General features: G+C 72.4%; 27 protein-coding genes, 2 tRNA genes and 1 pseudogene. 13 read left to right on the top strand and 17 right to left on the bottom strand.

Annotated elements, in window-relative coordinates:
* Window positions 1-283 (top strand): annotated as a pseudogene (locus ACFVXH_RS13080) (ATP-binding protein); the annotation flags it as partial.
* A 34-nt stretch (window positions 284-317) separates the two neighbouring features.
* On the opposite strand, the gene ACFVXH_RS13075 reads toward ACFVXH_RS13080, so the two are convergent.
* From ACFVXH_RS13075 to ACFVXH_RS13040, 8 genes are all read right to left on the bottom strand, one after another.
* The gene (locus ACFVXH_RS13075) at window positions 318-1,361 is read right to left on the bottom strand and encodes a UDP-N-acetylmuramate dehydrogenase (RefSeq protein WP_049651994.1); all 1,044 of its coding nucleotides are present in this window, start codon (window positions 1,359-1,361) and stop codon (window positions 318-320) included.
* A 77-nt stretch (window positions 1,362-1,438) separates the two neighbouring features.
* Window positions 1,439-2,884, bottom strand: coding sequence for an MFS transporter (locus ACFVXH_RS13070; RefSeq protein WP_387822881.1), 1,446 nt, complete (start codon window positions 2,882-2,884; stop codon window positions 1,439-1,441).
* A 102-nt stretch (window positions 2,885-2,986) separates the two neighbouring features.
* On the bottom strand, window positions 2,987-3,550 hold the full coding sequence (locus ACFVXH_RS13065; RefSeq protein ID WP_387822879.1) for a TetR/AcrR family transcriptional regulator: 564 nt from the start codon (window positions 3,548-3,550) through the stop codon (window positions 2,987-2,989).
* A gap of 98 nt (window positions 3,551-3,648) precedes the next feature.
* Window positions 3,649-4,071, bottom strand: a complete 423-nt coding sequence (locus ACFVXH_RS13060; RefSeq protein WP_387822877.1) for a MaoC family dehydratase — start codon at window positions 4,069-4,071, stop codon at window positions 3,649-3,651.
* A 5-nt stretch (window positions 4,072-4,076) separates the two neighbouring features.
* The gene (locus tag ACFVXH_RS13055; RefSeq protein WP_049651991.1) at window positions 4,077-4,535 is read right to left on the bottom strand and encodes a MaoC family dehydratase N-terminal domain-containing protein; all 459 of its coding nucleotides are present in this window, start codon (window positions 4,533-4,535) and stop codon (window positions 4,077-4,079) included.
* A gap of 117 nt (window positions 4,536-4,652) precedes the next feature.
* Window positions 4,653-4,817, bottom strand: a complete 165-nt coding sequence (gene rpmG, locus ACFVXH_RS13050) for a 50S ribosomal protein L33 (protein WP_006604855.1) — start codon at window positions 4,815-4,817, stop codon at window positions 4,653-4,655.
* A gap of 83 nt (window positions 4,818-4,900) precedes the next feature.
* Window positions 4,901-4,973, bottom strand: a tRNA-Met gene (locus ACFVXH_RS13045).
* Window positions 4,974-5,016: 43 nt separating this feature from the next.
* A tRNA-Thr gene (locus ACFVXH_RS13040) sits at window positions 5,017-5,089 on the bottom strand.
* A gap of 279 nt (window positions 5,090-5,368) precedes the next feature.
* On the opposite strand from ACFVXH_RS13040, the gene ACFVXH_RS13035 reads away from it, so the two are divergent.
* A complete protein-coding gene (locus ACFVXH_RS13035; RefSeq protein ID WP_387822875.1) occupies window positions 5,369-6,637 on the top strand; it encodes a hydrolase in 1,269 nt (422 codons plus the stop codon).
* A 269-nt stretch (window positions 6,638-6,906) separates the two neighbouring features.
* Here ACFVXH_RS13035 and ACFVXH_RS13030 read toward each other — a convergent pair whose 3' ends face one another.
* From ACFVXH_RS13030 to ACFVXH_RS13000, 7 genes are all read right to left on the bottom strand, one after another.
* Window positions 6,907-7,581, bottom strand: coding sequence for a response regulator (locus tag ACFVXH_RS13030; RefSeq protein ID WP_049652081.1), 675 nt, complete (start codon window positions 7,579-7,581; stop codon window positions 6,907-6,909).
* Between the two features lie 69 nt (window positions 7,582-7,650).
* Complete coding sequence (locus ACFVXH_RS13025) at window positions 7,651-10,242, bottom strand: ATP-binding protein (RefSeq protein ID WP_387822873.1); 2,592 nt, start codon at window positions 10,240-10,242, stop codon at window positions 7,651-7,653.
* A 121-nt stretch (window positions 10,243-10,363) separates the two neighbouring features.
* Window positions 10,364-10,999: a potassium-transporting ATPase subunit KdpC gene (kdpC, locus tag ACFVXH_RS13020; protein WP_387822871.1), complete on the bottom strand. Its 636-nt coding sequence runs from the start codon at window positions 10,997-10,999 to the stop codon at window positions 10,364-10,366.
* A gap of 20 nt (window positions 11,000-11,019) precedes the next feature.
* Entirely contained in the window at window positions 11,020-13,185 is a 2,166-nt protein-coding gene (kdpB, locus tag ACFVXH_RS13015; protein ID WP_387822868.1) for a potassium-transporting ATPase subunit KdpB, read from the bottom strand.
* Entirely contained in the window at window positions 13,185-14,849 is a 1,665-nt protein-coding gene (gene kdpA, locus ACFVXH_RS13010) for a potassium-transporting ATPase subunit KdpA (RefSeq protein ID WP_387822865.1), read from the bottom strand. The genes kdpB and kdpA overlap by 1 nt, the downstream gene beginning before the upstream one ends.
* A 1-nt stretch (window position 14,850) precedes the next feature.
* Window positions 14,851-14,940 (bottom strand): K(+)-transporting ATPase subunit F, encoded by a 90-nt coding sequence (kdpF, locus tag ACFVXH_RS13005; RefSeq protein WP_045693083.1) that lies wholly within the window; start codon window positions 14,938-14,940, stop codon window positions 14,851-14,853.
* Window positions 14,941-15,339: 399 nt separating this feature from the next.
* The gene (locus ACFVXH_RS13000) at window positions 15,340-17,172 is read right to left on the bottom strand and encodes an APC family permease (RefSeq protein ID WP_074003983.1); all 1,833 of its coding nucleotides are present in this window, start codon (window positions 17,170-17,172) and stop codon (window positions 15,340-15,342) included.
* A 688-nt stretch (window positions 17,173-17,860) separates the two neighbouring features.
* Between ACFVXH_RS13000 and ACFVXH_RS12995 the strand changes: the two genes are divergently transcribed.
* A complete protein-coding gene (locus ACFVXH_RS12995) occupies window positions 17,861-18,532 on the top strand; it encodes a hypothetical protein (RefSeq protein WP_387822862.1) in 672 nt (223 codons plus the stop codon).
* A gap of 103 nt (window positions 18,533-18,635) precedes the next feature.
* Here ACFVXH_RS12995 and ACFVXH_RS12990 read toward each other — a convergent pair whose 3' ends face one another.
* The gene (locus ACFVXH_RS12990; RefSeq protein WP_387822859.1) at window positions 18,636-19,322 is read right to left on the bottom strand and encodes an HAD family hydrolase; all 687 of its coding nucleotides are present in this window, start codon (window positions 19,320-19,322) and stop codon (window positions 18,636-18,638) included.
* Window positions 19,319-20,167 (bottom strand): GntR family transcriptional regulator, encoded by an 849-nt coding sequence (locus ACFVXH_RS12985; RefSeq protein ID WP_387822856.1) that lies wholly within the window; start codon window positions 20,165-20,167, stop codon window positions 19,319-19,321. Before ACFVXH_RS12985 ends, ACFVXH_RS12990 begins: the two co-directional genes overlap by 4 nt.
* Window positions 20,168-20,687: 520 nt before the next feature.
* Here ACFVXH_RS12985 and ACFVXH_RS12980 point away from each other — a divergent pair.
* From ACFVXH_RS12980 to ACFVXH_RS12935, 10 genes are all read left to right on the top strand, one after another.
* Window positions 20,688-20,972 carry a hypothetical protein gene (locus tag ACFVXH_RS12980; protein ID WP_387822901.1) on the top strand — a complete coding sequence of 95 codons (285 nt, stop codon included), beginning with the start codon at window positions 20,688-20,690 and terminating at the stop codon, window positions 20,970-20,972.
* Window positions 20,969-21,616, top strand: coding sequence for a hypothetical protein (locus ACFVXH_RS12975; protein ID WP_387822853.1), 648 nt, complete (start codon window positions 20,969-20,971; stop codon window positions 21,614-21,616). Before ACFVXH_RS12980 ends, ACFVXH_RS12975 begins: the two co-directional genes overlap by 4 nt.
* The gene (locus tag ACFVXH_RS12970; RefSeq protein ID WP_387822850.1) at window positions 21,613-22,884 is read left to right on the top strand and encodes a hypothetical protein; all 1,272 of its coding nucleotides are present in this window, start codon (window positions 21,613-21,615) and stop codon (window positions 22,882-22,884) included. The genes ACFVXH_RS12975 and ACFVXH_RS12970 overlap by 4 nt, the downstream gene beginning before the upstream one ends.
* Before the next feature lie 17 nt (window positions 22,885-22,901).
* A complete protein-coding gene (locus ACFVXH_RS12965; RefSeq protein WP_387822847.1) occupies window positions 22,902-23,042 on the top strand; it encodes a hypothetical protein in 141 nt (46 codons plus the stop codon).
* Between the two features lie 50 nt (window positions 23,043-23,092).
* Entirely contained in the window at window positions 23,093-23,479 is a 387-nt protein-coding gene (locus tag ACFVXH_RS12960) for an ATPase (protein WP_387822844.1), read from the top strand.
* Between the two features lie 11 nt (window positions 23,480-23,490).
* Window positions 23,491-23,664 carry a hypothetical protein gene (locus ACFVXH_RS12955; protein WP_387822841.1) on the top strand — a complete coding sequence of 58 codons (174 nt, stop codon included), beginning with the start codon at window positions 23,491-23,493 and terminating at the stop codon, window positions 23,662-23,664.
* Window positions 23,665-23,843: 179 nt separating this feature from the next.
* Entirely contained in the window at window positions 23,844-24,872 is a 1,029-nt protein-coding gene (locus tag ACFVXH_RS12950) for a hypothetical protein (protein ID WP_387822838.1), read from the top strand.
* Between the two features lie 20 nt (window positions 24,873-24,892).
* Window positions 24,893-25,300 (top strand): hypothetical protein, encoded by a 408-nt coding sequence (locus ACFVXH_RS12945; protein ID WP_387822835.1) that lies wholly within the window; start codon window positions 24,893-24,895, stop codon window positions 25,298-25,300.
* A 7-nt stretch (window positions 25,301-25,307) separates the two neighbouring features.
* Window positions 25,308-26,330 (top strand): hypothetical protein, encoded by a 1,023-nt coding sequence (locus ACFVXH_RS12940; protein ID WP_387822832.1) that lies wholly within the window; start codon window positions 25,308-25,310, stop codon window positions 26,328-26,330.
* Window positions 26,331-26,356: 26 nt separating this feature from the next.
* Window positions 26,357-26,671: a hypothetical protein gene (locus ACFVXH_RS12935; RefSeq protein ID WP_387822829.1), complete on the top strand. Its 315-nt coding sequence runs from the start codon at window positions 26,357-26,359 to the stop codon at window positions 26,669-26,671.
* The last annotated feature ends 7 nt before the right edge of the window (window positions 26,672-26,678 follow it).

Raw genomic sequence — 26,678 nt, 5'->3', positions numbered from 1 at the left:
CCTGGACCACCACGCCCGCGAACGCTGGCCGCACGTGAACGCCATCACGGTCCGCTTCCGTGCGGGATTCGCCTACGTGGCAGCCGAATTGCCCGGCGAACACAGCCTCCCCCTGTGCCGTCTCCGCTTCACCGGCGTGTTGCACACGTGGGGCTTCGCGCTTTACCTCGCCAGCAGCGACAGCTACAAGGACAACATCCTGCCGAACGGAATGCCCGCCGGTTCCCCGGAAGAATCCCTCGACTGCGCAGGTGGCCTCTACCTCAACGGATCGGTCATCTGATCAACACCCCTCAACGAACTTCTGCGGGGCAGCACTAGAGCTTGACGCCCACCATCACCGGCTCGTTCACCAGCTCCACCCCGAAGGCCGCGCGGACCCCGTCCCGGATCTCCCGGGCCAGTGCCAGCAGGTCCTCGGCGGTGGCCGAGCCGCGGTTGGTGAGCGCCAGGGTGTGCTTGGTGGAGAGCGTCGCCGGGCCGCCGCCGTAGCCCTTGCCGAAGCCCGCCCGGTCGATCAGCCAGGCCGCCGAGGTCTTGGTGCAGCCCTCCGGGGCCGGGTAGGCGGGGGCGTCCTCGGTGCCCGGACGGGTGCGGAAGGACTCGTACTGCGCGGCCGTGAGCACCGGGTTGGTGAAGAAGGAGCCCGCCGACCAGGTGTCGTGGTCCGCCGGGTCCAGCACCATGCCCTTGCCGGAGCGCAGCAGCAGCACCGCCGTCCAGGCCGTGCCGACCGCCACCCGGGCGCCCGGCTCGACGCCCAGGTGCCGGGCGGTCTCGGCGTAGCGGACGGGGGTGGAGAGCCCGTCGTTGTCCTCCAGGCGGAACCGCACCCGCAGCACCACGTAGCGGTCCGGCTCGGCCTTGAAGCGGCTGTGCCGGTAGGAGAACCCGCACTCGGCGTTCGAGAGGGTGACGACCTCGTCGGCGGTGCGGTCGTACGCGACCACCTCGGTGATCGACTGGGCGACCTCCTGGCCGTACGCGCCCACGTTCTGCACCGGGGTGGCGCCCGCGGAGCCGGGGATGCCGGCCAGGAACTCGATGCCCGCCAGCCCGTGGTCGCGCACGGTCCGGTGGACCACCTCGGACCAGGTCTCGCCGGCCGCGACCTCCAGCGCGGTGCCGTCCAGGGCGAAGCCCTCGGTGGCGATCCGCAGCACGGTGCCGGGGAAGCCGGCGTCGCCGATCACCAGGTTGGAGCCGCCGCCGAGGACGAGCAGCGGCTCGCCGGCCGCGTCGGCCTCGCGGACGGCGGCGATCACCTCGTCGTCGGTGTGGGCGGTCACCAGGCGGCGGGCCGGGCCGCCGAGCCGGAGCGTGGTCAGCGGGGCGAGGGGGGCGTCGTTTTCTACCAGCACGCCCACCAGCGTACGGGGGAGGGATCCGCCGACCGGAACGCGATTCCCGTCGGCGGGCCCCTCCCCTCCGCCCCCGCTCAGACCCGGGCCGGCTCGGCCCGGTCCGCCGCCCGCTCCCCCGCCGCCGCGACCGGCGCCTTCCGCCGCCGCGGGATGAACACCGCGGCGAGCGCGCCGAGCCCGACGGCGGCGGCGCCGACGTACAGCGCGGGCACCAGCCCGTCCGTGAAGGCCCGCACCGACTGGTAGCCGCCCTGCCCCGAGAACACCGCCGCGAGCACGGCGACCCCGAGCGCCCCGCCGACCTCGCGCAGCGCGTTGTTGGCGCCGGAGGCGATCCCCTGCTCCTGCGGCCGGACGCTGGCCATCACCAGCTGGGCGGTCGGGCCGAAGTACAGCGACATGCCGATCCCGCAGATCACGATGGCCGGGACCTGGGCGACGTAGTCGAGGCCGGTGCTCCCGTCCACCACCAGGCCGAACAGCGCCAGGCCCGCGGCCTGCAGCGCCAGCCCGGCGACCACGATCGGCCGGCCGCCGATCCGGTCGGAGACGATGCCCGCGATCGGCGAGACCAGCAGCGGCATCGCCGTCCACGGCAGCATCCGGATGCCCGCCTCCTGCGGGCTGAAGCCGCCGACGCCCTGGAGGTACTGGCTGATCAGGAAGATCGAGCCGAACATCCCCAGGTACATCAGCAGGCTGGCCGCGTTGACGGCGGAGAAGGCCCGGCTGCGGAACAGCCGCATCGGCAGCATCGGGTGGGCGGCGACCCGCTGCTCGTACCGGACGAAGGCGGCCAGCAGCAGGGTGCCGCCGATCAGGGCGCCGAGGACCAGCGGGCTGGTCCAGCCGTCCGGGTTGCCGCGGATCAGGCCGAGGACGACGCCGAACATCCCCAGGCTGACCAGCAGGGTTCCGGGCACGTCCAGGGCCCGGCCCGGGCCCCGGCTCTCGCCGAGCCGCAGGTAGGCCAGCGGCAGCAGGACGAGGCCGACCGGGACGTTCACCCAGAAGATCCACTGCCAGGAGAAGTGCTCGGTCAGCGAGCCGCCGATCAGCGGCCCCGCGGCGACGGCGAGGCCGCTGACCCCCGACCAGATGCCGAAGGCCATCCCCCGCTTGCCCTCGGGCACCGCGGCGGTGAGCAGGGTGAGGGTGAGCGGCATCATCACCGCGGCCCCGGTGCCCTGGACGGCGCGGGCGGCGATCAGTTCGCCGATGCCCGGGGACAGCGCGGCCGCGGCGGAGCCGGCGGTGAAGACCGCCAGCCCGACCAGGAAGATCCGGCGGCGGCCGAAGCGGTCGCCGAGGGCGGCGCCGAACATCAGCAGCACGGCGAAGCTCAGGGTGTAGGCACTGACCGTCCATTCGAGGTCGGACAGCCCGCCGCCGAGCTCCTCGCGGATCGACGGCAGTGCGGTGGTGACCACCAGGTTGTCCAGGGCGGCCATGAAGCCGGCCGCGCTGACGATCACCAGGGTCCAGACCGCCGCTCTGCCCATGGCAGGTTTCTCCGTCATGACGTCCCCCAGGTTCCTTAGGTAGTTATTGCTCAATAACTTCTTTGGGCCGAAAAGAGGCCGCACGGACACCCGTGCGGCCCGTCCATCCGGGCGGCGCGCCTACTCGGGCGGCTCGCACCCGTCGAAGCCGGCCCAGATCCGGTGGTCCGGCGGATAGCCGAGCGCCACCAGGGTGTTGATCAGCATCCCGTACGCGAAGAACTGCGTGGCGTCCTTCATGTCACCGCCGATCCGGATCCTGACCCGGTCGAACAGGCCCTCCCACAGCCGCCGGGCGGTCTCCCCGACCTCCTCCTCGCCGGCCGCCCGGGCCGAGAAGACCGAGACGTAGAGCTGCATCTGCATCATCAGCTGGTCGCGGTTCTCGACCAGGCCCATGTACGCGTCGGACATCGCCTCGGCGGCCTGCTTGCCGGACAGCCCGACCGAGGCTTCGTCGAACACCCGCCAGGTCTCCTCGACGCAGCGTTCGGCGGCCGCGGCGAAGATCGCCTGCTTGCCCGGGAACAGCCGGAACAGGTACGGCTGCGAGACGCCCACCCGGCGGGCGATCGCCTCGGTGGAGGTGCCGTGGTACCCGCCCCGGGCGAACTCGGTCAGGGCGGCCCGGACGACGCTCTCGCGCCGCTCCTCCGCGCTCATCCGGATGCTCGACTTCGCCATGGGCCCCAAGTTAGTGGCCAATCACTATCTACGCAAGGCCCGCGCCGGCGGCCGGAGATCCCGTACGGGACCCCGGCCGCCGCGCCCCCCGGGGCCGCTCAGCCGAGCCGGACGACGGCCCGGGACATGCCGAGCACCTTCTGGCCGCCCGTGGTGGCCAGCAGGTCGACCTGCACCCTGCGGTCGTCCAGCTTCTTGGCGACCTTGGCCGAGACCTCGACCACCGCGCCGACCCCGTCGTTCGGTACCGGCACCGGACGGGTGAACCGCACGCCGTACTCGACCACCGCGGCCGGGTCGCCGACCCAGTCGGTGACCACCCGGATCGCCTCGGCCATGGTGAACATGCCGTGCGCGATCACGTCCGGCAGGCCGACCCCCAGGGCGAACTTCTCGTTCCAGTGGATCGGGTTGAAGTCCCCCGAGGCCCCCGCGTACCGCACCAGTGTGTCGCGGGTCACCGGGAAGGACTGCGCCGGCAGCTCGGTGCCGACCTCGACCTCGTCGTAGTCGATCGCCATCGCGCTCACTCCCCCGCCTCGTCGGCGGCCCGGGCCACCAGGGTCATGACCGACGTCACAACGTGCCCGCCGGTCGCGTCCGTCACCTCGCCACGCACGGTGAGCACGTCATTGCCCGCCAGCGACTTGATGTTGTCGATGGTCACCGTGACCGACAGCCGGTCACCGGCCCGCACCGGGCGGGTGTAGGCGAACTTCTGGTCGCCGTGCACCACCCGGCTGAAGTCCAGGCCCAGCTCCGGGTCCTCGACCACCTGGCCGGCCGCGCGGTAGGTGATCACGAACGGGAAGGTCGGCGGGGCGATCACGTCGGGGTGCCCCAGCGCCTTCGCCGCCTCAAGGTCGGTGTACGCCGGGTTGGCGTCGCCGACCGCGGTCGCGAACTCGCGGATCTTCTCCCGGCCGACCTCGTACGGCTCGGTGGGCGGGTAGCTACGCCCGATGAAGGAGGGGTCGAGCGCCATGGCGGCTCCTCGGAACGCGGGTGGATACGAAAAAAACTCCGGGCCGCACCCCCTGTGAGGGATGCGGCCCGGAGCAAGAGACCTGAATTCACACAGGCCCGTCGCCCTGCAAGAGGGTCAGCGGGTCTCGCGGTGCGCGGTGTGCGAGTTGCAGCGGGGGCAGTGCTTCTTCATCTCAAGACGGTCCGGGTCGTTACGCCGGTTCTTCTTGGTGATGTAGTTCCGCTCCTTGCACTCCACGCAGGCCAGCGTGATCTTCGGGCGGACGTCGGTGGCAGCCACGGGAGTGCCTTCCTTGGACAACGAATAAGAACACAACAAGAGTAGCCGACCGGGAGTGCGATCTCCCGACCGACTACGCGGGGTAGCGGTGACCGGACTTGAACCGGTGACACAGCGATTATGAGCCGCTTGCTCTACCAACTGAGCTACACCGCCACAGTGATCCGCGGCACAGCCGGAGCTGACCGCTTCTCACCAGAGCCCCCATGCGGAATCGAACCGCAGACCTTCTCCTTACCATGGAGACGCTCTACCGACTGAGCTATAGGGGCGAACGAGGAAGAGATTACACGTTTCGCGCCCGGAGGTGAAATCCGTATCCCGCGGCGAAGACCGCAGGTGGGCGAGGGGTACGGACGGACGATCCAAGGCCCGGCGTTCGATCGGCCCGCGAGCCGCACGGCCCGACCCGATACGACTATTGCCCGCCTCCCGGCGACCCGCCCCCCGGGCCCATAGGCTCGACGCTCATTGATCGGGAGGACTGGCCGGCGGTACGGGCCAGCCGTACGGGGCCGACCGCACGGGCCGGCCCGAGAAGGAGCCGGGCGATGGACAGCGCAGCCGCCGACGGGCCGCACTCCGGGCCCGGCCCGGCGGCCAACCCGCTCGGGCACGGCCCGGTCCTGCTCCTCACCGGCGCCCGGTTGGCGGACGGGCGGGTGGTGGACGTCCGGATCAGCGGCGACCGGATCCAGGCGGTCGGCACCGTCGGCAGCCTCGGCCCGCTGCCCGCCCTGCCCGGCGCGCCCACCGTCACCACCGGCGCCCGGATCGACCTGCGCGGCTACCTGCTGCTCCCGGCCCCCGCCGAGGCGCACGCCCACTACGACACCGCCTTCTCCGCCGCCCTGCCCACCCCGCCGCCGGACACCCCGGCCGACCTCACCCGCCGGGTCACCGAGGCCGCGCTGACCTCGCTCGGCTACGGCGCCACCGCCCAGCGCACCCACGTCCGAATCGGCGACGTGCACGGGCTGCGCCGGCTGGAGGCGGTGCTGACCGCCCGGCAGGCACTGGGCGGGCTGGCCGAGCTCCAGGCGGTGGCGATGCCCCGGCTGCTCACCGGACGGGCCGGCGCGGACGGGCGGGCGCAGCTGCGCGAGGCGCTCAAGCTGGGCGCCACGGCGGCCGGCGGCTGCCCGGAGCTGGACCCGGACCCGGCCGGGTACGTGCAGCTGCTGCTGGAGGCCGCCCGGGAGGCGGACTGCCCGGTGGACCTGCACGCGAGCGCCGGCGACGCCGCCCAACTCGCCCGGATGACCGGGGCGTTGGCCCCGCTGCGGCCCCGGGTGGCACTCGGCCCGTGCGGGGCGCTGCCCCGGGGCGCGTCGACGGTGCTGGCGACCAGCGGGGTCCGGGTGGTCTGCCTGCCGCAGAACGGCTGCTGCACCGGCATGGAGGGCCGCTCGGCGGGCCTGCGGCCGGGCCTGGTACGGGAGTTGGCGGCCGCCGGGGTGCCGCTGGCGGCGGGCAGCGGGGCGCTGCGCGACCCGTCCAACCCGGTCGGCCGGGCGGATCCGCTGGAATCGGCCTACCTGCTGGCGGCCGGTGGGGAGTTGACCCCGGAGGCGGCGTACGACGCGGTGGCGAACCAGGCCCGGGCGGCGCTCGGCCTGGCACCCGTCCGGGTGGACGCCGGGTTCCCGGCGGAGCTGCTGGCGGTGCGCGGGGACAGCCTGGCCGGGGCGCTCGCGGGCGGGCACAGCCGGCTGGTGGTGCACAGCGGCCGGGTGGTCAGCCGGACCAGCGCGGTCCGGGAGTTCGCGGACACGGTGGCGCTGGCGCTGCCCCGGCAGTCCGGGGGCGGGGACGGCTGAGCCGGTCCCGGAGTGGGCCTGATGGCCCCTGACGGCAGATGGGGGCGCGCGACTGGTGTCGCGCGCCCCTCCCCCACCTGCTGGCCGCCTCGGGCGGCGGCTGGAGCGGCCCCGGACCTCCCCCACACGGAGCAGGGGCCGCTCGTTCGACACCGACACTACGCCCGCGGAACACCGCCCCCGAGCGGCCTTGACGCCCCCCTGTCGCCCACCGGGCCGCTCTTGACGGCTCGTTGACGGGGGCGCGCCGGCACCGGTGCGCCGGTCCGTCACGGCACGTACCGGTACCCGATCCCCGGCTCGGTGACCAGGTGCCGCGGCCGGGCCGGATCGCGCTCCAACTTGCGGCGCAGCCCGGCGAAGTAGACCCGCAGGTAGTTGCCGCGCCCCTCCTGGGCCGGGCCCCACACCTCGCGCAGGATCTGCCTCCCGGGCACCAGCCGGCCCGGGTTGGCCAGCAGCAGGGCGAGGATGCGCCACTCGGTCGGGGTGAGCCGGACCGGGCCGTTCGGGCCGTGCACCGCGGTGGCCGCGAGGTCCACGGTGTGGTCGCCGATCACCGGCCGACCCAGCGGCACGTCGCCCAGCGGTCGGCGCAGCACGGCGCGCAGCCGGGCCAGCAGCTCGTCCATCAGGAACGGCTTGGTGAGGTAGTCGTCGGCGCCCGCGTCCAGGGCGCCCACCTTGTCGGCGGCGTCCGTCCGGCCGGAGAGCACGATGATCGGCACCGCGCTGTGGGTGCGCAGGCCGCGCAGCACGTCCATCCCGTCGAGGTCGGGCAGGCCGAGGTCGAGCAGGACGGCGTCCGGGGCACTGTGCGCGGCGCGGTCCAGCGCCTCCCCGCCGCTGGCGGCGGTGCGGACGGCGTAGTGCCGGGCGCTGAGGTTGATCCGCAGGGTGCGCAGGAGGGCGGGCTCGTCGTCGACGACCAGAATCTCACTCATGCGCCCGCCTCGCTTCGCTCGGCAGTCGCTTCGCGAGACGCGCACCTTTCGATGGTTCGTTCACTTCGTTCACTCATGTGGAGGTTCCTCCCCGAAAGCTCCAGGCTCAGTGGTGCTGGGCTCGGTTGTGCCGGGCTCGGTGGTGGCGGCGGGCAGGGTGAGCAGCATGGTGGTGCCGCCGCCCGGGGTGTCCTCGACCTCCAGGCTGCCGCCCATCGCCTCGGCGAGGCCGCGGGAGAGGGCGAGGCCGAGGCCGACGCCGGTGGTGTTGTCGGTGTCGCCGAGGCGCTGGAAGGGCAGGAAGACCCGGTCGCGGTCCTCGGGGGCGATGCCGGGGCCGCGGTCGATCACCCGGATCTCCACCTGGTCGGCGTGGTGGCTGGCGGTGACCAGGACGGGCGCGCCGGGGGCGTTGTACCGCAGCGCGTTGGTGATCACGTTGGCGAGCACCCGCTCCAGCAGCGGCGGGTCGGCGAGCACCGGCGGGGCGGTGTCCAGGTCGAGCGGCTGCACCGGCGCGTACGGGTCGGGGAGGCTGTCGAGCGCCCGGGGCAGGATCTCGTCGAGGTGGGTCTCGGTGAGGTGCAGGGTGAGCGCGCCGGCCTGGAGGCGGCTCATGTCGAGCAGGTTGTCGACCAGCCGGGTGAGCTTGACCAGCGACTCGTCGGCGGTGGCGAGGAGTTCGGCCTGGTCCTCGGGCGAGAACTCGACGTCGGGGCTGCGCAGCGAGCCGACCGAGGCGCGGGCGGCGGCCAGCGGGGTGCGCAGGTCGTGGCTGACGGCGGCGAGCAGGGCGGTGCGCATCCGGTCGGCGGCCTTGATCGGCTCGACCTCGGCGGCGACCACGGCCAGCCGGTCCCGCTCCAGCGCGGCGGCGACGTGGGCGGCGAAGGCGGTCAGCACCCGCTGGTCGGCGGCGGGCAGCCGGCGGCCGGTGAGCACCAGGAGGGCGTCCGCGCCGACCGGGACCTCGGCGGTCTCGTGCGGCCCCTCGCCGTCGCTCTGGTGGTCCCCCTCGCTGTGCGCGAGCACCTCGCCGTCGCCCCGGGAGAGCAGCGCGACGGCCCGCATGCCGAAGGCCGTCCGGGACTTCTCCAGCAGGGCGGGCAGCGCGTCGGCGCCGCGCAGCACGCTGCCCGCCAGGGTGGAGAGGGTCTCGGCCTCGGCGGTGGCGCGGGCGGCCCGGCTGGTGAGCCGGCCGGCGTGGTCGACCACGGTGGAGACGGTGAGCGCGATCGCGGCGAAGACCACCAGGGCGACGATGTTGTTGGTCTCGCCGATGGTCAGGCTGTGGACCGGCGGGATGAAGTAGTAGTTGAGCAGCACCGAGGCGACGACCGAGGCCAGCAGGGCCGACACCGCGCCGCCGAGCAGGGCGACGATCACCACGCCGAGCTGGAAGATCAGCGCGTCGGTGGTCAGGTTGATGCTGTGGTCCGCCTGCGAGAGCAGGACGGTGAGCAGCCAGGGCACCGCCAGGCCGGCCAGGTAGCCGGCGATGGTGCGGCGCCGGGAGTGGCGGCGGCCGAGCGAGGGCAGCCGGCCGCGGCCGGTGAACTCGTGGGTGACCATGTGGACGTCGATGTCCTCGGAGTCGTCCACGGTGGTCTGCCCGGTGCCGGGGCCGGTGAGGAAGCGGTTGATCCGGCCGCGGCGGCTGGTGCCGAGCACCAGCTGGGTGGCGTGGTGGGCGCGGGCGAAGGTGAGCAGCGCGGTCGGGACGTCGTCGCCGACCACCACGTGGTAGCTGCCGCCGAGGGTCTCCACCAGCTGCCGCTGCTGGGCGAGGGCGCCGGAGGAGGCGCCGGCCAGGCCGTCGCTGCGGGAGACGTGGACGGCCAGCAGTTCGCCGCCGGCCGTACGGTCGGCGATCCGGGCGGCGCGACGGATCAGGGTCTCGCCCTCGGGGCCGCCGGTGAGGGCGACCACGACCCGCTCGCGGGTCTCCCAGACCCGGTCGATGTTGTGGCTGGCCCGGTAGTCGCGCAGTCCCTCGTCCACCCGCCCGGCCACCCAGAGCAGGGCGAGTTCGCGCAGGGCGGTGAGGTTGCCGACCCGGAAGTAGTTCGAGAGCGCGGCGTCCACCTTCTCCGCCTTGTAGACGTTGCCGTGGGCCATCCGGCGGCGCAGCGCCTGCGGGGCCATGTCGACGAGTTCGATCTGGTCGGCCCGGCGGACCACCTCGTCCGGGACGGTCTCCCGCTGCGGGATGCCGGTGATCTTCCGGACGACGTCGTTCAGCGATTCCAGGTGCTGGATGTTGACGGTGGTGACGACGTCGATCCCGGCGGCGAGCAGTTCCTCGACGTCCTGCCAGCGCTTGGCGTGCCGGCCGCCGGGGATGTTGGTGTGCGCCAGCTCGTCCACCAGCACGACGGACGGGCGGCGGGCGAGCACGCCGTCGAGGTCCATCTCGTCGAACCCGGCGTCCCGGTAGTCGCGGTGGACGCGGGGCACGACCTCCAGGCCCGCCAGCATGGCCTCGGTGTGCGGTCTGCCGTGGCACTCGATGTACCCGACCACGACGTCGGCCCCGCGCTCCTGTCTGCGCCGGGCCTCGTCCAGCATCCGGTACGTCTTGCCGACCCCCGGCGCGGAGCCGAGGTACACCCTCAGCCGGCCGCCGCGGATGCCGGTGCCGGGGGTGAGGTCGCGGGCCATGGGCACTGCTCTTTCCATCGGGAGGTGGTGCACGTCTGCGGACGCGGGTCGGCCGGCCCGGGCGCGGGAGGCGTGCCCCCGTGCCCGGGCCGGCCCGGTCACCCGTCTGTACGAGGTGGTGTCACTTCTGCTCGCTGAGCGCCTTGTTGAGCAGCACGACGTTGACGCCCTCGTTGCCGAGGAAGCCGAGCGAGCGGCTCTCGGTGTACTTCTCGACCAGTTTGCCCACCGTCTCCACCGGCAGGTCGCGGTGCTTGGCGACCCGCTCGACCTGCTCCTTGGCGTACGCGACGGAGATGTGCGGGTCGAGGCCGGAGCCGGAGGCGGTCAGCGCGTCGGCCGGGACGCTCGCCGGGTCGACGCCGTCGAACGCGGCGACGGCGGCGCGGCGGTCGTTGACGGCCTTCAGCAGGTCCTCGCTGTTCGGGCCGAGGTTGCTGGCGCTGGAGGAGGAGGCGTCGTAGCCGGTCCCGGCCGCGGAGGGGCGGGGCTGGAACCACTTCGGGTCCGGCTGGGCCTCCTCCTTCGGGTCGTCCGGGTTGGCCTTCGGGAGGTTGAAGCTCTGGCCGATCAGGCTGGAGCCGACCTCCCTGCCGTCGGACGTCACCGGCGAGCCGTTCGCCTTGTCGGAGAAGGCGACCTGGGAGACACCGGTGATCAGGAGCGGGTAGACGACCCCGAGGATCACGGTGAGCACCAGGAGCGCTCGCAGGGCCGTGAAGTGGGTGCGGAGGATCGTCGGCAGGGGCTTGGACATGGTTTTCTCTCCTTCCCGCTTCAGCTGAGGCCGGGGATGAACTGGACGATCAGGTCGATCAGCTTGATGCCGACGAACGGCACCACCAGGCCGCCGAAGCCGTAGACGCCGATGTTGCGGCGCAGCAGCGAGCTGGCGTCGGACGGGCGGTAGCGCACGCCGCGCAGGGCGAGCGGGATCAGGCCGATGATGACCAGGGCGTTGAAGATGATCGCCGAGGTGATCGCGGACTGCGGGCTGTGCAGGCCCATGATGTTGAGGTGGCTCAGGCCCGGGTAGACCCCGGCGAACATCGCGGGGATGATCGCGAAGTACTTGGCCACGTCGTTGGCGATCGAGAAGGTGGTCAGCGCGCCGCGGGTGATCAGCAGCTGCTTGCCGATCTCCACGATCTCGATCAGCTTGGTCGGGTTGGAGTCCAGGTCGACCATGTTGCCGGCCTCCTTGGCCGCCATGGTCCCGGTGTTCATCGCGACGCCGACGTCGGCCTGGGCGAGCGCGGGGGCGTCGTTGGTGCCGTCGCCGGTCATCGCGACCAGCTTGCCGCCCTCCTGCTCCTTCTTGATCAGGGCCATCTTGTCCTCGGGCGTGGCCTCGGCGAGGAAGTCGTCCACGCCGGCCTCCTCCGCGATCGCCTTGGCGGTCAGCGGGTTGTCGCCCGTGATCATGATGGTCTTGATGCCCATCCGGCGGAGCTCGTCGAAGCGCTCCCGCATGCCCTCCTTGACCACGTCCTTGAGGTGGATGACCCCCAGGACGCGGGCGGGCGCGCTGCCCGTCTTCGCGGCCACGACCAGCGGGGTGCCACCGGCGGCGGAGATCCCGTCGACCAGGGTGGAGACCTCGTCGCCGACCGAACCGCCGTTCCCGGTCACCCAGTTGGAGACGGCGCCGGCGGCGCCCTTGCGGACCTGGTGGACGCCCACCCGTCGCCCACCACCGCCCTTGTCCGAGTCGCTGCGCTCCGCCCCTTCCATTTCCTCGTCCAGGTCGACGCCCGACATCCGGGTCTGGGCGGTGAACGGGACCCAGGTGGCGTGGGTCAGCTCGCCCTGGGCGCGGGCCCGCAGACCGTACTCGGTCTTGGCGAGGACCACGATCGAGCGGCCCTCCGGGGTCTCGTCCGCGAGCGAGGAGAGCTGCGCGGCGCTGGCCAGGTCCTCGGTGGACACACCCGGAGCGGGCAGGAACTCGGCGGCCTGGCGGTTGCCCAGGGTGATGGTGCCGGTCTTGTCGAGCAGCAGGGTGTTGACGTCGCCAGCGGCCTCGACGGCGCGGCCGGACATCGCCAGCACGTTGCGCTGCACCAGCCGGTCCATGCCGGCGATGCCGATCGCGGAGAGCAGCGCGCCGATGGTGGTCGGGATGAGCGCCACGATCAGGGCGACCAGGACGATCATCGACTGCGGGGCGCCCGCGTAGGTGGCCATCGGCTGGAGCGTGACGACCGCGACCAGGAAGACGATGGTCAGCGAGGCCAGCAGGATGTTGAGCGCGATCTCGTTCGGCGTCTTCTGCCGGGCGGCGCCCTCGACCAGGGCGATCATCCGGTCGATGAACGACTTGCCGGGCTCCGAGGCGATCTTCACCACGATCCGGTCGGACAGCACCTTGGTGCCGCCGGTGACGGCACTGCGGTCGCCGCCGGACTCCCGGATGACGGGCGCGGACTCGCCGGTGATCGCCGACTCGTCGACGCTCGCGACACCCTCGACCACGTCGCCGTCGCCGGGGATGACCTGCCCGGCCTCGACCACCACGTGGTCGCCGAGCCGGAGCGCGGTGCCGGGCACCTCCTCCTCGGCGCTGGTGGCCGGCCAGTCGGTGAGCCGGCGGGCCATGGTGTCGCTCTTGGTCTTGCGCAGGGTGTCGGCCTGTGCCTTGCCGCGGCCCTCGGCGACGGCCTCGGCCAGGTTGGCGAAGATCGTGGTCAGCCAGAGCCAGACGGTGATGGCCCAGGCGAACACGGACGGGTCGGCGATCGCGGCGATGGTGGTGACCACCGAGCCGACCTCGACCACGAACATCACCGGGTTCTTGACCATCACCCGGGGGTCGAGCTTCTTCACCGCGTCCGGCAGGGACGCGAGGATCAGCTTCGGGTCGAGCAGGCCGCTCGACACTCTGTGCGGCGCGGCGGGCTCCGCCTTGTCGGCCGGTGCGGGGTTGAGCGTAGGGGTGGACATCAGGAGGACAGACCTTCCGCGATCGGCCCGAGAGCCAGGGCCGGGAAGTAGGTGAGGCCGACGACGATCAGGATCACGCCCGACAGCAGGCCCACGAACAGCGGCTTGTGGGTGGGCAGGGTGCCCGGGGTGGCCGGGACCGGCTGCTGCTGGGCGAGCGAGCCGGACAGCGCCAGGACGAAGACGATCGGCAGCAGCCGGCCGAAGATCATCGCCAGGCCGAGCGCGGTGTCGTACCAGTCGGTGTTGACGGTGATGCCGCCGAAGGCCGAGCCGTTGTTGTTGGCGGCCGAGGTGAAGGCGTACAGCACCTCGGAGAAGCCGTGGGCGCCCGAGTTGAGCATCCCGGCGCGCTCACCCGGCAGGGCCATCGCCACACCCGTGCCGACCAGCACGATCGTCGGCGTGGTGAGGATGTACAGCGAGGCGAACTTCATCTCCCGGCCGCCGAGCTTCTTGCCCAGGTACTCGGGGGTGCGGCCGACCATCAGGCCCGCCACGAACACCGCGATGACCGCCAGCACGAGCATCCCGTACAGGCCGGAGCCCACACCGCCGGGCGCGATCTCGCCCAGCATCATGTTGAAGACCGTCAGCCCGCCGCCGAACGGCGTGTACGAGTCGTGGAAGGAGTTCACCGCGCCGGTCGAGGTCAGCGTCGTCGAGGCGGCGAACAGCGAGCTCGCGGCGATGCCGAAGCGCTGCTCCTTGCCCTCCATCGCGGCGCCCGCGGCCTGCAGGGCGGTGCCGTGGTGCTGCGACTCGGCGAGGGTCAGCAGGGCCACCGAGGCGGCCCAGAACAGGCCCATCACGGCGACGATCGCGTAGCCCTGGCGGTTGTCCCCCACCATCCGGCCGAAGGTCCGCGGCAGCGCGAACGGGATCAGCAGGATCAGGAAGATCTCGACCAGGTTGGTGAACCCGGTCGGGTTCTCGAACGGGTGCGCCGAGTTGGCGTTGAAGAAGCCGCCGCCGTTGGTGCCGAGCAGCTTGATGACCTCCTGGGAGGCCACCGGGCCGCCCGGGATCTTCTGGACCTCGCCGGCCAGCGAGGTCACCTCGTGGAAGCCGTGGAAGTTCTGGATCACGCCGTTGGCGGCCAGCACCAGGGCGAAGACGATCGAGACCGGCAGCAGCAGGCGCAGGTTGATCCGGGTGAGGTCCACCCAGAAGTTGCCGATCCGGTCCGTCCGGTTGCGGGTGAAGCCCCGGATCAGCGCGGCGACGACGGCGATGCCGACGGCCGCGGAGACGAAGTTCTGCACCGCCAGGCCCGCCATCTGCACCAGGTGGCCCATCGCGGACTCGCCGCCGTAGGACTGCCAGTTGGTGTTGGCGACGAACGAGATCGCGGTGTTCCAGGCCTGGTGGCCCTCCATCTGCGGAACACCCAGGTTCAGCAGCAGGTAGCCCTGGAGGCGGATCAGGCCGTAGAGGAAGAGGACGGAGACGGCCGAGAAGGCCAGCACCGAGCGGAGGTACGACGGCCAGCGCTGGTCCGCGTCGCCGTCGACGCCGATCAGCTTGTAGATGCCGCGCTCGACTCTGAGGTGCTTGGCGGAGGTGAGGAGCTTGGCGATGTAGTCGCCGAGGGGGCGGTAGCACAGGGCCAGCGCGCCGACGAGGGCGATGACCTGGAGCCAGCCCGCGAGAGTGGATCCCATGTCAGAACTTCTCCGGGAAGATCAGCGCCACGACGAGATAGCCGACGAGCGCGACGGCCACGACCAGACCAGCGATGTTCTCCGCGCTCACAGCTTCTCCACCCCCCGCGCGATCAGGGCGATGACGGCGAACACGGCGACCGTGACACCGACGTAGATGAGATCGGACATGGGCTCCACCAGAGTGGTTCGGGAGATGCCGCGACCTGGGCCGAAGGGGCTCGCGCGGCGCCGGCGGACGACCGGCAGATGCAGCAAACCAGCCGTCAGCGGCGCGTTATGGGGCCCTGACGCCCTCCATACGGGTGACAGCGCGACGTTGACGCGGCCTTGACGGGCGCTTCACCGGACCGAGACCGTCGTGATCGGGCCGAGACACGGCGGCGGGCCGGGGGCGCGTTCGGCGGCGGGCCGCCGGGGGCACGCCCGGGTACGGAACGGCCCCGGACGGCGGGCTGCCGTCCGGGGCCGTTCCGTACCCGTCCCCTGATCACATCCGCATGCGCAACCGGCAGACCACCGCGTCGGTGTGCCGCCGCAGGGCGCGGTCGATCACGGCGCCGCGCCGGTTCTGGAGCGCCCGCTGCCACCAGCGGGCCGGCTCCACCTCGGGGATCAGCACGGTGAGCCGGTCGTAGGCGTGCTCCGCCCCCAGCTCGTTGACGAAGTCGGCGATCGGCCGGCCCAGCCGGCGGTGGACGTCCGGGATCTCCACCAACGGCACGCCGGGCCGCCACAGCTCCCAGTCCCGGCGCAGCGCCTCGGCGGCGGCCGGCTCGTGCACCACGGTCACCGCCATCACCTCGTCGCCGAGCGAGAGCGCCGCCGACAGGCCGTCCCTGGTCAGCCGGGTGATCGCGGTCACCGGGACGACGACCAGGCTGCGCTGCCTGGTCACCGGGCCGGGCACCCGGCCCAGCTCCAGCCGCTCGCCGATCCGCCCGTAACTGCGGTGGACCGCCTCGAACAGCACCACCAGCAGCGGCAGGGCCACCACGATGCCCCAGGCGCCCTCGGTGAACTTGGTGCCGGTGACGACCAGCGCCGCGACGCCGGTGAGCAGCGCCCCGAAGCCGTTCAGCGCGGCCTTCCACCGCCAGCCGGACGGCCGGTGCAGCAGCCAGTGCCGGACCATGCCGACCTGGCAGATGGTGAAGCCGACGAACACGCCGATCGAGAACAGCGGCACCAGGCTGTTGACGTCCCCGCCGGAGCCGGCCAGCAGCGCCGCCGAGACCGCGGCCAGGAACAGCACGCCGTACCGGTACACCTGGCGGTCGGCGCGCAGCGCGAACAGGTGCGGGAGGTGGTTGTCCCGGGCGAGCAGGTCGAGCAGCACCGGCAGCCCGCCGAAGGAGGTGTTGGCGGCCAGCCCGAGCAGCACCACGGTGGCGAACTGGACGACGTAGAAGCCGAAGCCGTGGCCGAGCGAGGCGTCGGCGAGCTGGGCGAGCACGGTGACGCCCTCGACCGGCTGGAGGTGGAAGCGGCCGATCAGCACGGCCAGTCCGATCAGCATCACGCCGAGCAGGGCGCCGAGCGCGACCTCGGTGTGCTGGGCGCGCTTGACCCGCGGGGTGCGGAAGGAGGGGACGGCGTTGGCCACCGCCTCCACCCCGGTCAGCGCGGAACAGCCGGCCGCGAAGGCCTTGAGCAGCAGCAGCGCGCCGACGGTGGTGGCGTTCTCGGCGAGCGTCGAGGCGTGGCCGGCGGCGGCCGCGGTGCTGGCCGGGGCGTCCCGGAACAGGCCGACCACGACGATCGCCAGGATGGAGAGCACGAAGACGGCCGTCGGCGCCATGAACCAGCGCGCCGACTCGGCGATCCCCCGCAGGTTCACCGCGGTGACGAGCGCGAGCACCCCCAGGCAGAGCCAGACCCGGTCGTCGTACAGGCCCGGGACGGCCGAGGTGAGCGCGGCGACGCCGGCGGTGACCGAGACCGCCACGTTCAGCACGTAGTCGACGACCAGCGAGGCGGCCGCGGTCAGCGCGGTCCGGCGGCCGAGGTGCGCCTTGGCCACCGCGTAGGCGCCGCCGCCGTCCGGGAACGCCGCGATCACCTGCCGGTAGGAGGCCACCAGCACCGCCAGCAGCAGGGCGATCGCCGCGGTGACCGGCAGCGTGAAGCCCAGCCCGTACGCCCCGGCGGCGGCCAGCACCAGCACGATCGACTCCGGCCCGTACGCGACCGAGGCCATGGCGTCCAGCGAGAGCGCGGCCAGCCCGCCGAGCGCGCTGAGCCGGTGCCGCTCGTCTCCCGCGCCGGTGCCAGGCGGCTCGGAGTCGGCCGTGACGGCCGGGGTGGTGATGGCGCTGGACATCGGACGGGACCTCCGCAGTCGGTAGTTGCTCCGATCCTGCGGTCCGCGCGCCCGTCGCCCGCCGGGCCCCTACGCGTTCCTGACGCCGCCACGAGCGGCCTTGACGCGCCCTTGACGCGGCCGTCACGCCGCGCCGGCCTCCGTCGGGTGGCTGTTGGCGGGGGTGGGGCGAGCCGTTTGTCCCGGCGGTCGCCGGCTGGGAAGACGATCAGCTCTGTCGAAGGACTCCCACCCCCGAGCCCCACTCTGCTGCCTGACACCCGTAATTGCAAGCAATGTGCAATAAGTCGGTCCAGCGCCCGCCCTCCCGACTCCCCGCTCCCCCGCCCCCGGCAAGGCCGCCCGGGCAAAACGAAACAGCCCCCGATCCGCGTTTCCGCAGATCGGGGGCTGTTTCTCTATCCTGTGGCTGGTGCAGGGTTCGAACCTGCGTAGCTTGCGCGACAGATTTACAGGCCGCTGACCAGGCACGCTCTGACCAGGCAACTCTTGATCGCAGGCCGGACCTGGTCCGCCCCTGGTCCGGATCATGGTCTCAGTGGCCCCCTATCAACCCACCCTCGCAAGCACCTAAAGGGCCGCGTCGGGCAGCGATCTTCGCCGTCCGACCCGGCCCTTTAGTGTTTCCGATCACCCCGTCTTGGCCGTAACCCCTCCGGGGAGGACGGGACTCTGCCACGCTTCGCGCATGTCATGGACTCTCGGGCTCGAGTACCTAAAGGCCGTCATCTGGCCGGCCTTTGCTTTCACCCTCGTGATCGTGTTCAGGGAGCAGGCCGCCGCCTTGCTCAGACGCATCTCGTCTGTGGACACGCCCCTGGGCACGGCCACGTTTGATGCTCAGGTCGATGCGGTTGCGCAGGAATCGGAGGAGATCCGGGACAACGCCGCTGCCGAAGCTGAGGTTACCGCGCCCGTCGCGGCGCCTCCCGGGGCTGCCCCCCGCAGGCACCAGGTGCCTGGACTCATGCCAGATAGCGACTACGCAACGCTTCGGGAAGCGGCGCTGAGCAATCCGGTGGCGGGCGTCACCAGAGCTTGGCTTGCTGTCGAAAGGGCCGTGCGCGACGTTGTCACCGTAGCCGGAGACCCGATGCAAGAACGGCTGCCATCAACCGACGTGCAGTTGGCGGTACGCCAAGGCGTCATGTCTCCAGAGCTTGGAAGGGCGGTCGAAGATCTGCTGGTGATCAGGAACCGTAGCGTTCACGAACCTGACCTTCCGCTGTCGACGGAGTCAGCGCTGTCCTACGTAGAAGCAGCAAAGAACGTCGTTGCTGCGATCGCATATCGCCGCAGGGAACGTGAGCTCGAAGCCGCAAGGCCACGGCTGCCTGACAGTCGGGAAGCAAGCAGGTAAGACACTCAAGAGCGGGCTGCTGGTCCGCTGGCGACAAACGCGAAAAGGTTTGGTGTCCGGTTATGTGCTGCCAGCCGCGGCCTTCGCGTGACGGCCCAGCGCGTCAGGCCAAGGCGCCAGCAACAAACTGCATGGAGTCCACGATCACGATGGCACCAGCAGCAGCCAGCTTGACGTCCTTCCCCGGCTTGTTGGCATAACCGATCGTCGGGACGCCAGCGGCCTCCCCGGCCTCGACGTCGCGGGCCGCGTCGCCGACAAAGATGCAGTGCTCCGGCCCGGTTCCCGCGGCCTCCATAGCTTCGAGCAGGAGGCGCGGGTTCGGCTTCATGGAGGAGGGGTCGCCCGGGGCACGCCCGAAAACACCGGCCACATAGGCGCTGAGACCATACTCGGCGAGGTAGGCCTCGATGGCCGCGCCCGCGTTGTTGCTGACCACCGAAATCAGCCGACCCGAGCGGACAGCAGCACGCAGAACCGATTCTCCGCCTGGGGTCGGGCGGGCCACCCGGACAGCCTCGGTCTCCAGCGCGGCCAGCGCGGCGTCCGTGCTCGCCGTGAGGTCGGAGCGGGCGTCCGCGACCAGCCGGAGCAGGGCGAGCGGGTCGGTCTCATCCTCCGCCCCGGCCGGGGCCTGCTCGCCTGCGGCGAGCAGGCCCTCACGGAGTCGCCGCGCGACCTCCGGAGCGGGCAGACCGGCGAAGACCGAGCACACCGGGCCGTCGAAGTCGAGGAGGATGTGCTTCACCGGCCGCAGGAGGTCGGCGAGTTGCTGAGGGGTGGCGATCATGGCTGCCGCTCGTACGCGATCGTGCTCCACACGCTGTCGAACCACATCTGGGCCTGCTGGACGTACTGCGATCCGAGCGAGGCGTCGTCCGGGCCCGCGGCGTGGTGGAACAGGGTGGTGTCCTTGCCGGTCACGTCGTAGAAGGTGTGGGCGGTGTCGTCGATCGCCACGGTGCGCTCGCGGAGCGGGTAGAAGCCGAAGAAGGCCTCCGACCGGTTCAGGATGTACAGCTTGAACAGGCTGGACGCCCGGTGGACCTTGACCTGGACGCTCGCCTTCTGGACCAGGCCGAGCTCGGCCAGCATCTCCACCGAGTGCGCGATCCCGCCGGCGTTCGTCAAGGCGATGTTGCGAGCGCGCTGCCGGAGGGCAACCTCGTCCTTGAGCCCGTCGACTAGGACCGGTACAGCCATCGGCTCCGTGGTGTCCGGCAGCAGCAGACGGACCGTGATGGACTCCGGCGCCAGCCGGCCGGAGCGGACCTTGTCGAGCGGCTCCTGGAGCGCGTTGTGCAGCGTCTCGCTGGAGAAGCCGGCGAAGTCCAGGGTCACCTGCTGCTGCTCGAAGGCGGCTTCGAGGTGAGGCCGCAGCCCGACTGGCCGAGAAGTGCGCTCCCGCACGAACGAGCCGCTCCCCTGCCGGGTCACGATCAGCCCCTCGGTGCGGAGCAGGTCCAGCGCCTTGTCCACCGTGCCGCGGGCCACGCCGAAGTGCTTGGCCAGCTCAGGGCCAGAGGGAAGCTTGTCGCCGGGCTCGAACCCTGGCTGCTTCGTGAGGATCGAGGCCCGCAGGGAGCCGCGGACCTGCTGGTACGGGGGGCGAGAGTCATCCGGGTCTAGGGCCATGGACCAATGCTAGGGGAGGTGCCCAACAGGCGCGAGAAACCCGACTCTCTTGACCTGCCTAGGCAGGTTGTCTATGTTGTGGGTGTCGCACCAAGTGAGACAGGGGCGACACAGAGGGGCCTTCTTTGGGCTGCTCTGACCTGCACAAATGCGCCCGTGAACGGCTCGGCTACCGCCGCGTCCAGGGCGAAGGGGCCCGGGATAGATCGGGCCGAGGCACCCGGCGCCTGGGCAGTCCGGAGGGCAAGACCGAAAGGTCACGCCGTCCACGCCTGAACGGGAGCTCGCTCCCCAAGAGGACGGCACTTCGGGCCCTGCTCCACTTCGGCGGGGTGGGGCCCGAGCTGTGAACGAGTGACTTTGGCCCGGCCCTTCCGCTCGCGGTGGGGCCGGGGCCATGGCTACTCGTGCATCGCAAGTAGCTGGGCCCAGTTGAGTCGGGCCGCCGCGCTCCCGGCCAAGGTTCGCGCGGCGGCCCCGGGCCCACCTCCATCGAGAAAGAGGTAGACCCGTGAAGGACATGGTTGCAGGCCAGACGGCCTGGAGCGAGGACGAGTTCGCCGAGCTGGCGCTCGGTCTCGTCGCGGACTCCGCGTTCGCCCGGCTGTTCACCGGGGTGCCCGGTGAGAGCGTGGTCGAGCGTGAGGCCCGGATGGACGCGGCGGACGACGTCCTGGCGGACCTGCGCCGGGAGGACCCGGTGCTGGCCGCCTACGCCGAGCGGCTGCTGAGCATCGCGCCGGTGCCGCTGCGGCGCCCGGCCGTCATCCACCGCATCGCCGGCGTCGAGCGGGTGGCGGCGTGAACGACACCCTGACCGGTACCGGGTGGCACTTCGACGCCGACACCGGGCTGACCACCCGCAACCCCACGGTGATGGTGGACGGGCCGACGCCGCTGTACGAGGTCCTCGCTCTGCCGGACGACCTGCTGCGGCGGGCCATCGCGGTGCACGAGGCCGGCCACGTGGCGGTCATGCTGTACTTCGAGTTGCCGTTCGAGCGCGTCGCGATCTCGGACGACCTGGGCAAGGACCAGAGCCGTCCCGGCGGCGCCGGCGAGGTCACCATCAGCCGCGACTTCTCGGCCCCGCTCTACGACGCCCTGGTCATGCTCGCCGCCGGCGAGCGGGCCCAGGACCGGTGGCTGCACGAAGCCGACCTGTGGACCGGGACCCGCGGCTGGGCGGCCGAGGCGGGAGCCCTCGGCGACCGTGGCGAGATCAGCAGGATCGTCCACGAGGAGTTCGGCGAGGAGGTCACCTACGGCACCGGGGACGACCCGTGCCGGGACCTGGCCGCACTGCACGACCGCACCGACGCCCTGCTCGACCTGCTCTGGAGCGGGGTGGCCGCCCTCGCCGACGCGCTGACCCAGCACGGGCAGCTGAACTGGGAGCAGGCCGCCGCGGCCGCCAGGTTCTCCCTGGAGCGGGGGTGGCAGCGGTGAGCGGGCTGAACGACTTCCGTTCCGAGCGGCGCGAGGACCGCCGGGCCGAGCGGGCCGACACCCGGGCCGACCTGCGGGAGGAGCGCGAGCAGCGCCGGTTGGACGCCGAGGCGGCCCGCCAGCGGCGCCAGGCCGACGAGCGCGCCGCCGAGGAGGCGAAGGAGCGGCGGCGGGCGGCGCGGGCCGCGCGGTTCGGCCGGGTGACCGGCTGGGTCGCGGCGAACCCCGCGCGGGCGTTCGTCCGGCTGGTGCAGGCCTGCTCGATCGTGCCGGCCGTGGTCTCCCAAGTCGCCGCCCTCGACCACGCCAAGGTCGCGGTCCTGCTCGCGGTGCTGCTGGCCGCGATGCTGGAGGGCGGCGCGTGGGCGCTGGTCGCCATGGGCGCCCAGGCCGAGGGCGAGCGCTCCACCCACACCTACCGCCTCGGCGCCTGGGCCGCCGGCCTGGTCGCCGCCGGGATCAACTTCGCCCACGGCTGGACGCAGTACACCGACGCCCGGTGGGTCGCCGCCGTGCTGGCCCTGTCCAGCATCGGCGCCGTCTGGCTCACCGACCTGCAGACCCACGGCGGCCGCGGCCCGACCACCGCCGAAAAGAAGCAGGCCAAGGAGAAGGCCGAGCACGCCCGCCAGCGGGCCGAGCACCACCCCGAGGTCCGGACGGTCGCGGACCGTCTCCTGTCCGCCGCCGCCTACGGAGCGTTGTCGGCCGACGAGGCGTGGCGGATCGCCTGGGAGTACGTCCACGGCGTCACCGTCCCCGGCCTGACGGCCGATCTGCTGGCACAGCGGCTCAACGCGAGGGCCCGGGTGGCGGAGCTGAGCGCGCTCCCGGCGCCGGCCGACCTGTGGCCGGGAATGCCCGACGACCCGTTCCCCGCACTCACCCTCCCGCTGCCCTCCGGACCGTCCGACGGCGTCTACCTCGACACCGTTCCCGACGGGCTGCGGAACGCTTCCCCGATCACCGCCGAAAGCCTCGAAGCCCTTTACCGAACGGGGTCGTACGCACCCGCACCCGACTCCGGGACACCCGAAACCGAGCCTGCGGACGACCCCGCCGGGAACGCTTCCGCGACCGCCGGGGAACGCCCCCTCGACCCGGCCGACATCGCCCGGGTCCGGGTCCTGGCCGACGACCTCGCCGCCCGCGACGAGGAGCTCAGCACGAAGAAGGTCCGCGACGCGCTCGGCTGCCGCAACGACTACGCCGTGCGCCTGCGCCGCCACGTCGTCGCCGAGCGCAACGACCCGCCGGCCGCCACCTGACCTCGAAGGAGACCGACATGAAGACCTGCGACTACTGCGGCGAGGCCAAGCCGGACGTCGAGGACGTCCTGGACCCGTTCGTCCAGGACGTCTGCAACGAGGAGTGGGTGCGCCCGCTCTGCGACGCCTGCTACCGGCTGCTCTGCGAAGAGATCTGATCCTCTCCCCCCGGCTCCGCCCCGCCACGCCGCACCCGAAGGGCACTGTCATGGCCCTGACCACCATCGAGGTCGTCAGCTTCGGCTACCTGCACGGCACCCCGCCCGAGGCGACCGTTGTCCTCGATCTGCGCCGCCACTTCCGCGACCCGCACGTCGACCCGGCCCTGCGCGAGCAGACCGCCCACGACCTGCCCGTCCGCCAGGCCGTCCTGGCCACCCCGGGCATCCGGGAGTTGATCGCGGGTACCGCGCTGCTGGCCGACGCCTACGACGCCGGGCCCACCGCCGCGCCGCTGATCATCGCGGTCGGCTGCGCGGGCGGACGGCACCGCGCCGCCACCGTCGCCATGGCCCTCGCCCGGCGCCTCGCCAAGACGGGCGCGACCGTCCGCCTCACCCACCGCGACCTCGGCAAGCCCGTCGTCGACCGCTGAAGGAGCGCGTGATGCAGATCTTCCGCCGCAGCCAGCAGCCGCAGTCCGGCCAGCAGCGCCGGGCCTCCGCCGTCCGCGACGCGGACCGCGAGGGCCAGCGCCAGATCGACGCCCACCGCACCAGCCGGTCCATCACCGCCTGGCACCGCGCCCCGGCCTCCCGTGCCTGGTGGCGCTCCTCCTGACCCCCGCCCCCGGTGGTGCACGCGCCCCCGCACGCTCCATGTGTGCGGGGGCGCGTGCACCATCCCTGAACAGGGAGAACCCCCATGGGCTACATGCTCTGCTTCATCTTCCTCACGGCGGACCTCCTGATCGCCGTCGTGTGCGTGCGCGAGCTGATCCGCCGGGGCGGGTGGGACCGATGACGATCCCTCCGCCGCCGTCCGAGCCGCCCACCGTCGGCATGCCCACCCCCGGCCCCGTGGCCGGCGAGTGGTGGCGCAAGGACGGCCCGCGCATCCCGGCCCCGGCCTCCGGCGGCCCGGGCGCCGCCGTCTACACCCCGGTCCCGATCGGCACCGGCGCCGGCACCGCCGTCGAGGCGCCCGGCGTCGCGGCCGCCGCCGAGGCGTTCTGGGCCCCGCTCGGCCGGATCCTGTCCGAGCAGGCCACGACGATCGCCTCGCAGGTCGGAGATCAGATCGGCCAGCTCCTGACCGAGACTGAGGCCCAACGCACGGCCCGCCAGCAGGTCGAGTACGAGGAGATGCTCGCGGGCCAGCGCGCCCGAATGGACGCCGCGCTCGGCAAGGTCGGGGAGAGCGCCCAGGAGCGGTCGGCGCGCCACCGCGTCGAGGACATCCTCACGCCCGCCCAGCCCAGCCACCGAGACGACCTCGTCGGCCTGGTCGACCTCCTCGCGGACCGGATCTCCGAGACCCCGGAGGACCGGGCCGCCCGCAAGGCCGCCGAGCACGAGCTGGAGAAGCAGCGCGCCCGCGCCGAGGAGGACCGGGCCCTCGCGGCCGCAGGGGAGACCCCCGCCCAGCGCGACCTGCGCCACCGCCGCCAGCGCCTCGCCGACCAGCGCGAGGCCAAGCTCAGGGCCCGCCGCCAGCACCGCAAGGCCGCACGCGCCAAGGCCGGCTCCTCCGACCGCGCCCGCCGCGTCCGCCGCTGGTGCGTCCTCACCGCCATCTCCGCCATCGGCGGCTACTCCACCGGCCTGATCCAGGTCATCACCCCCGGCGGCCCCTACGTCGGCCTGCTGCTGGCCGCCGGCGGATGGGTCCTCGACCTCCACCTGCGCGACCGCGGGCGCCTGCGCGTGAGCGAGGTCCGCCGCCCCGTGCCCCTGCTGATCCTGATCGTCTCGCGCGTGCCGGTCGCCGCCGGCCTCGCCGTCGCCACCGGCCTCGGCCCCCTCGTCGCCGCCCTCCCCCTCTTCTAGCCCGTCAGGAGACAGACACCATGAGCAGCCTCATCGCGATGGGCGCCGGTGGCGCCGCCACCGTCACGACCATGTACCTCTACGTCGGTGTCCGCGGCAAGAACAAGATCAAGGTCCAGGATGACGCGGTCCCGTTCTGGGCGTTCGGCATCGGCCTGCTGGCCGCGAACGCCGGCACCGCGTTCCAGCAACTCACGGGAATCGGCGAGCAGTTGGGCGCCTCCCTGCAGGGCAACGCGGCGCTGGGCGACTGGCAGACCGGCGCCACCGCGGCCGTCCTGACCATCGCGGTCTTCGGGCTCAAGGCGCGGCCGTGGAAGGACGCCCTGTGCGGGGCCATCGCCCCCAGCCTCTACGCGAGCGCGGGCGGGTTCTGGGCCATCCCCGCATCCGTCCTCAGCGGCCTCATCCACTCGTTCGTGAGCTGAGGCACCGATGCCCACCCACCTCCAGGACGACCTCGCCCTGCACGCCGAGACCCTCGCCGCCTGGCGCGAACTGCGCGCCGCCGCCCGCGAGATAGAGGACCCCGCCGAGCGCGCCGCCGCCCTCGAAGCCCTGAAGGGCAAGCGGCCGACGCACCCCTACCTGGGCGGCCTCTCCGTCGCCGCCCTGCGACAGGGCAACCGCCGCCTGCTCACCCCGCTCCGGGCCCGCGCCGCCGACGCCCGCGCCGAGCACGCCCAGAGCCTCGGCGCCTGGAAGGAGCGGCGCGCCGAGGCCTTGAAGATCAAGGATCCCGAGCAGCGCGCCAAGGCCCTCGAAGCGCTGGGCGAGCGGCCCAAGCACCCCGTCCTGGTCGCCGCCGGGTGCGCCGTCGTCTGCTCCGTCCTGCTCGCCGGCGTCCCCGCCGTCCGCCACTACGCCCCGGTCGCCATCACCGGCGGCCTCACCCTGTGGGTGATCGCCGCCCTGATCCTCGGCCAGAAGCCCGACCACGCACAGCAACCGACCCCCGCCGAACCGGCCCAGGAGACCGCCCCCGAACCCGACGGTCACGGGCCCGACGAGGAGGTCGAGGAGGACCAGGAGGAGGGGCCCGAGACCACCGCTCCGACCCCCGCCGGGACCCACCTCCTGACCGCCTGCATGACCTCCGACAGCCGGTCCGTTCTCCTCACCGCTCTGGCCGCGAAACTGGCCGACGAACACCCCTCCTGGATGGCCTCCACCAAGGCCGTCCGGACCCTCCTCACCGCGGCCGGCATCCCGGTCCGACCGGGGGTCCGTACCCCTCACGGCAACGGGCCCGGCGTCCACCACGAGGACGTACCCGCGCTCCCCTCCCCCTCCCAGGTGGGGGAGGGGGTCCCTGCTGTTGCCAACGTTGGCGCAGGTCAAAGCGCCAACACCAACACCAACAACACCGACGACCGGGCCCGCCGAGAGGGGTTCGTCATGCGCGCCGACCCCGACAACCCCGCCCGGACGATCGTCAGTCGCACCAGCGCCGCCTGATCCACCGACCGCCTGAAAGGTCCACCGTGGACGACGACTTCGACACGTACGACTACGTCGACTACCCGACCCGCGAGGAGGAGAAGGCGTACGAGATCGCCCTCGACCTCGCCGACGAACAGCGCCACTTCGAGGAGGAGAAGGCCAACCCCCGCCCCGGCCACACCGAGCTGTGCGAGGGCTGCCGCGGCTCCGGCACCGGATACGAGGAGGAGGTCTGGGACAACGAGGCTATGGATGTGGTGGTCGTCGCCCACGGTGACTGCCCCGAGTGCGGCGGCTGCGGCTACTACGACTGCGACGGCACCTGCGAGTTCGCCCAGACCCCCGCCGAGATCTGACCGGACT

Origin of the sequence: Kitasatospora sp. NPDC058184, assembly GCF_042883725.1 — a bacterium.
Lineage (GTDB): Bacteria > Actinomycetota > Actinomycetes > Streptomycetales > Streptomycetaceae > Kitasatospora.
This window is presented reverse-complemented; position numbering and strand designations above follow the sequence as displayed.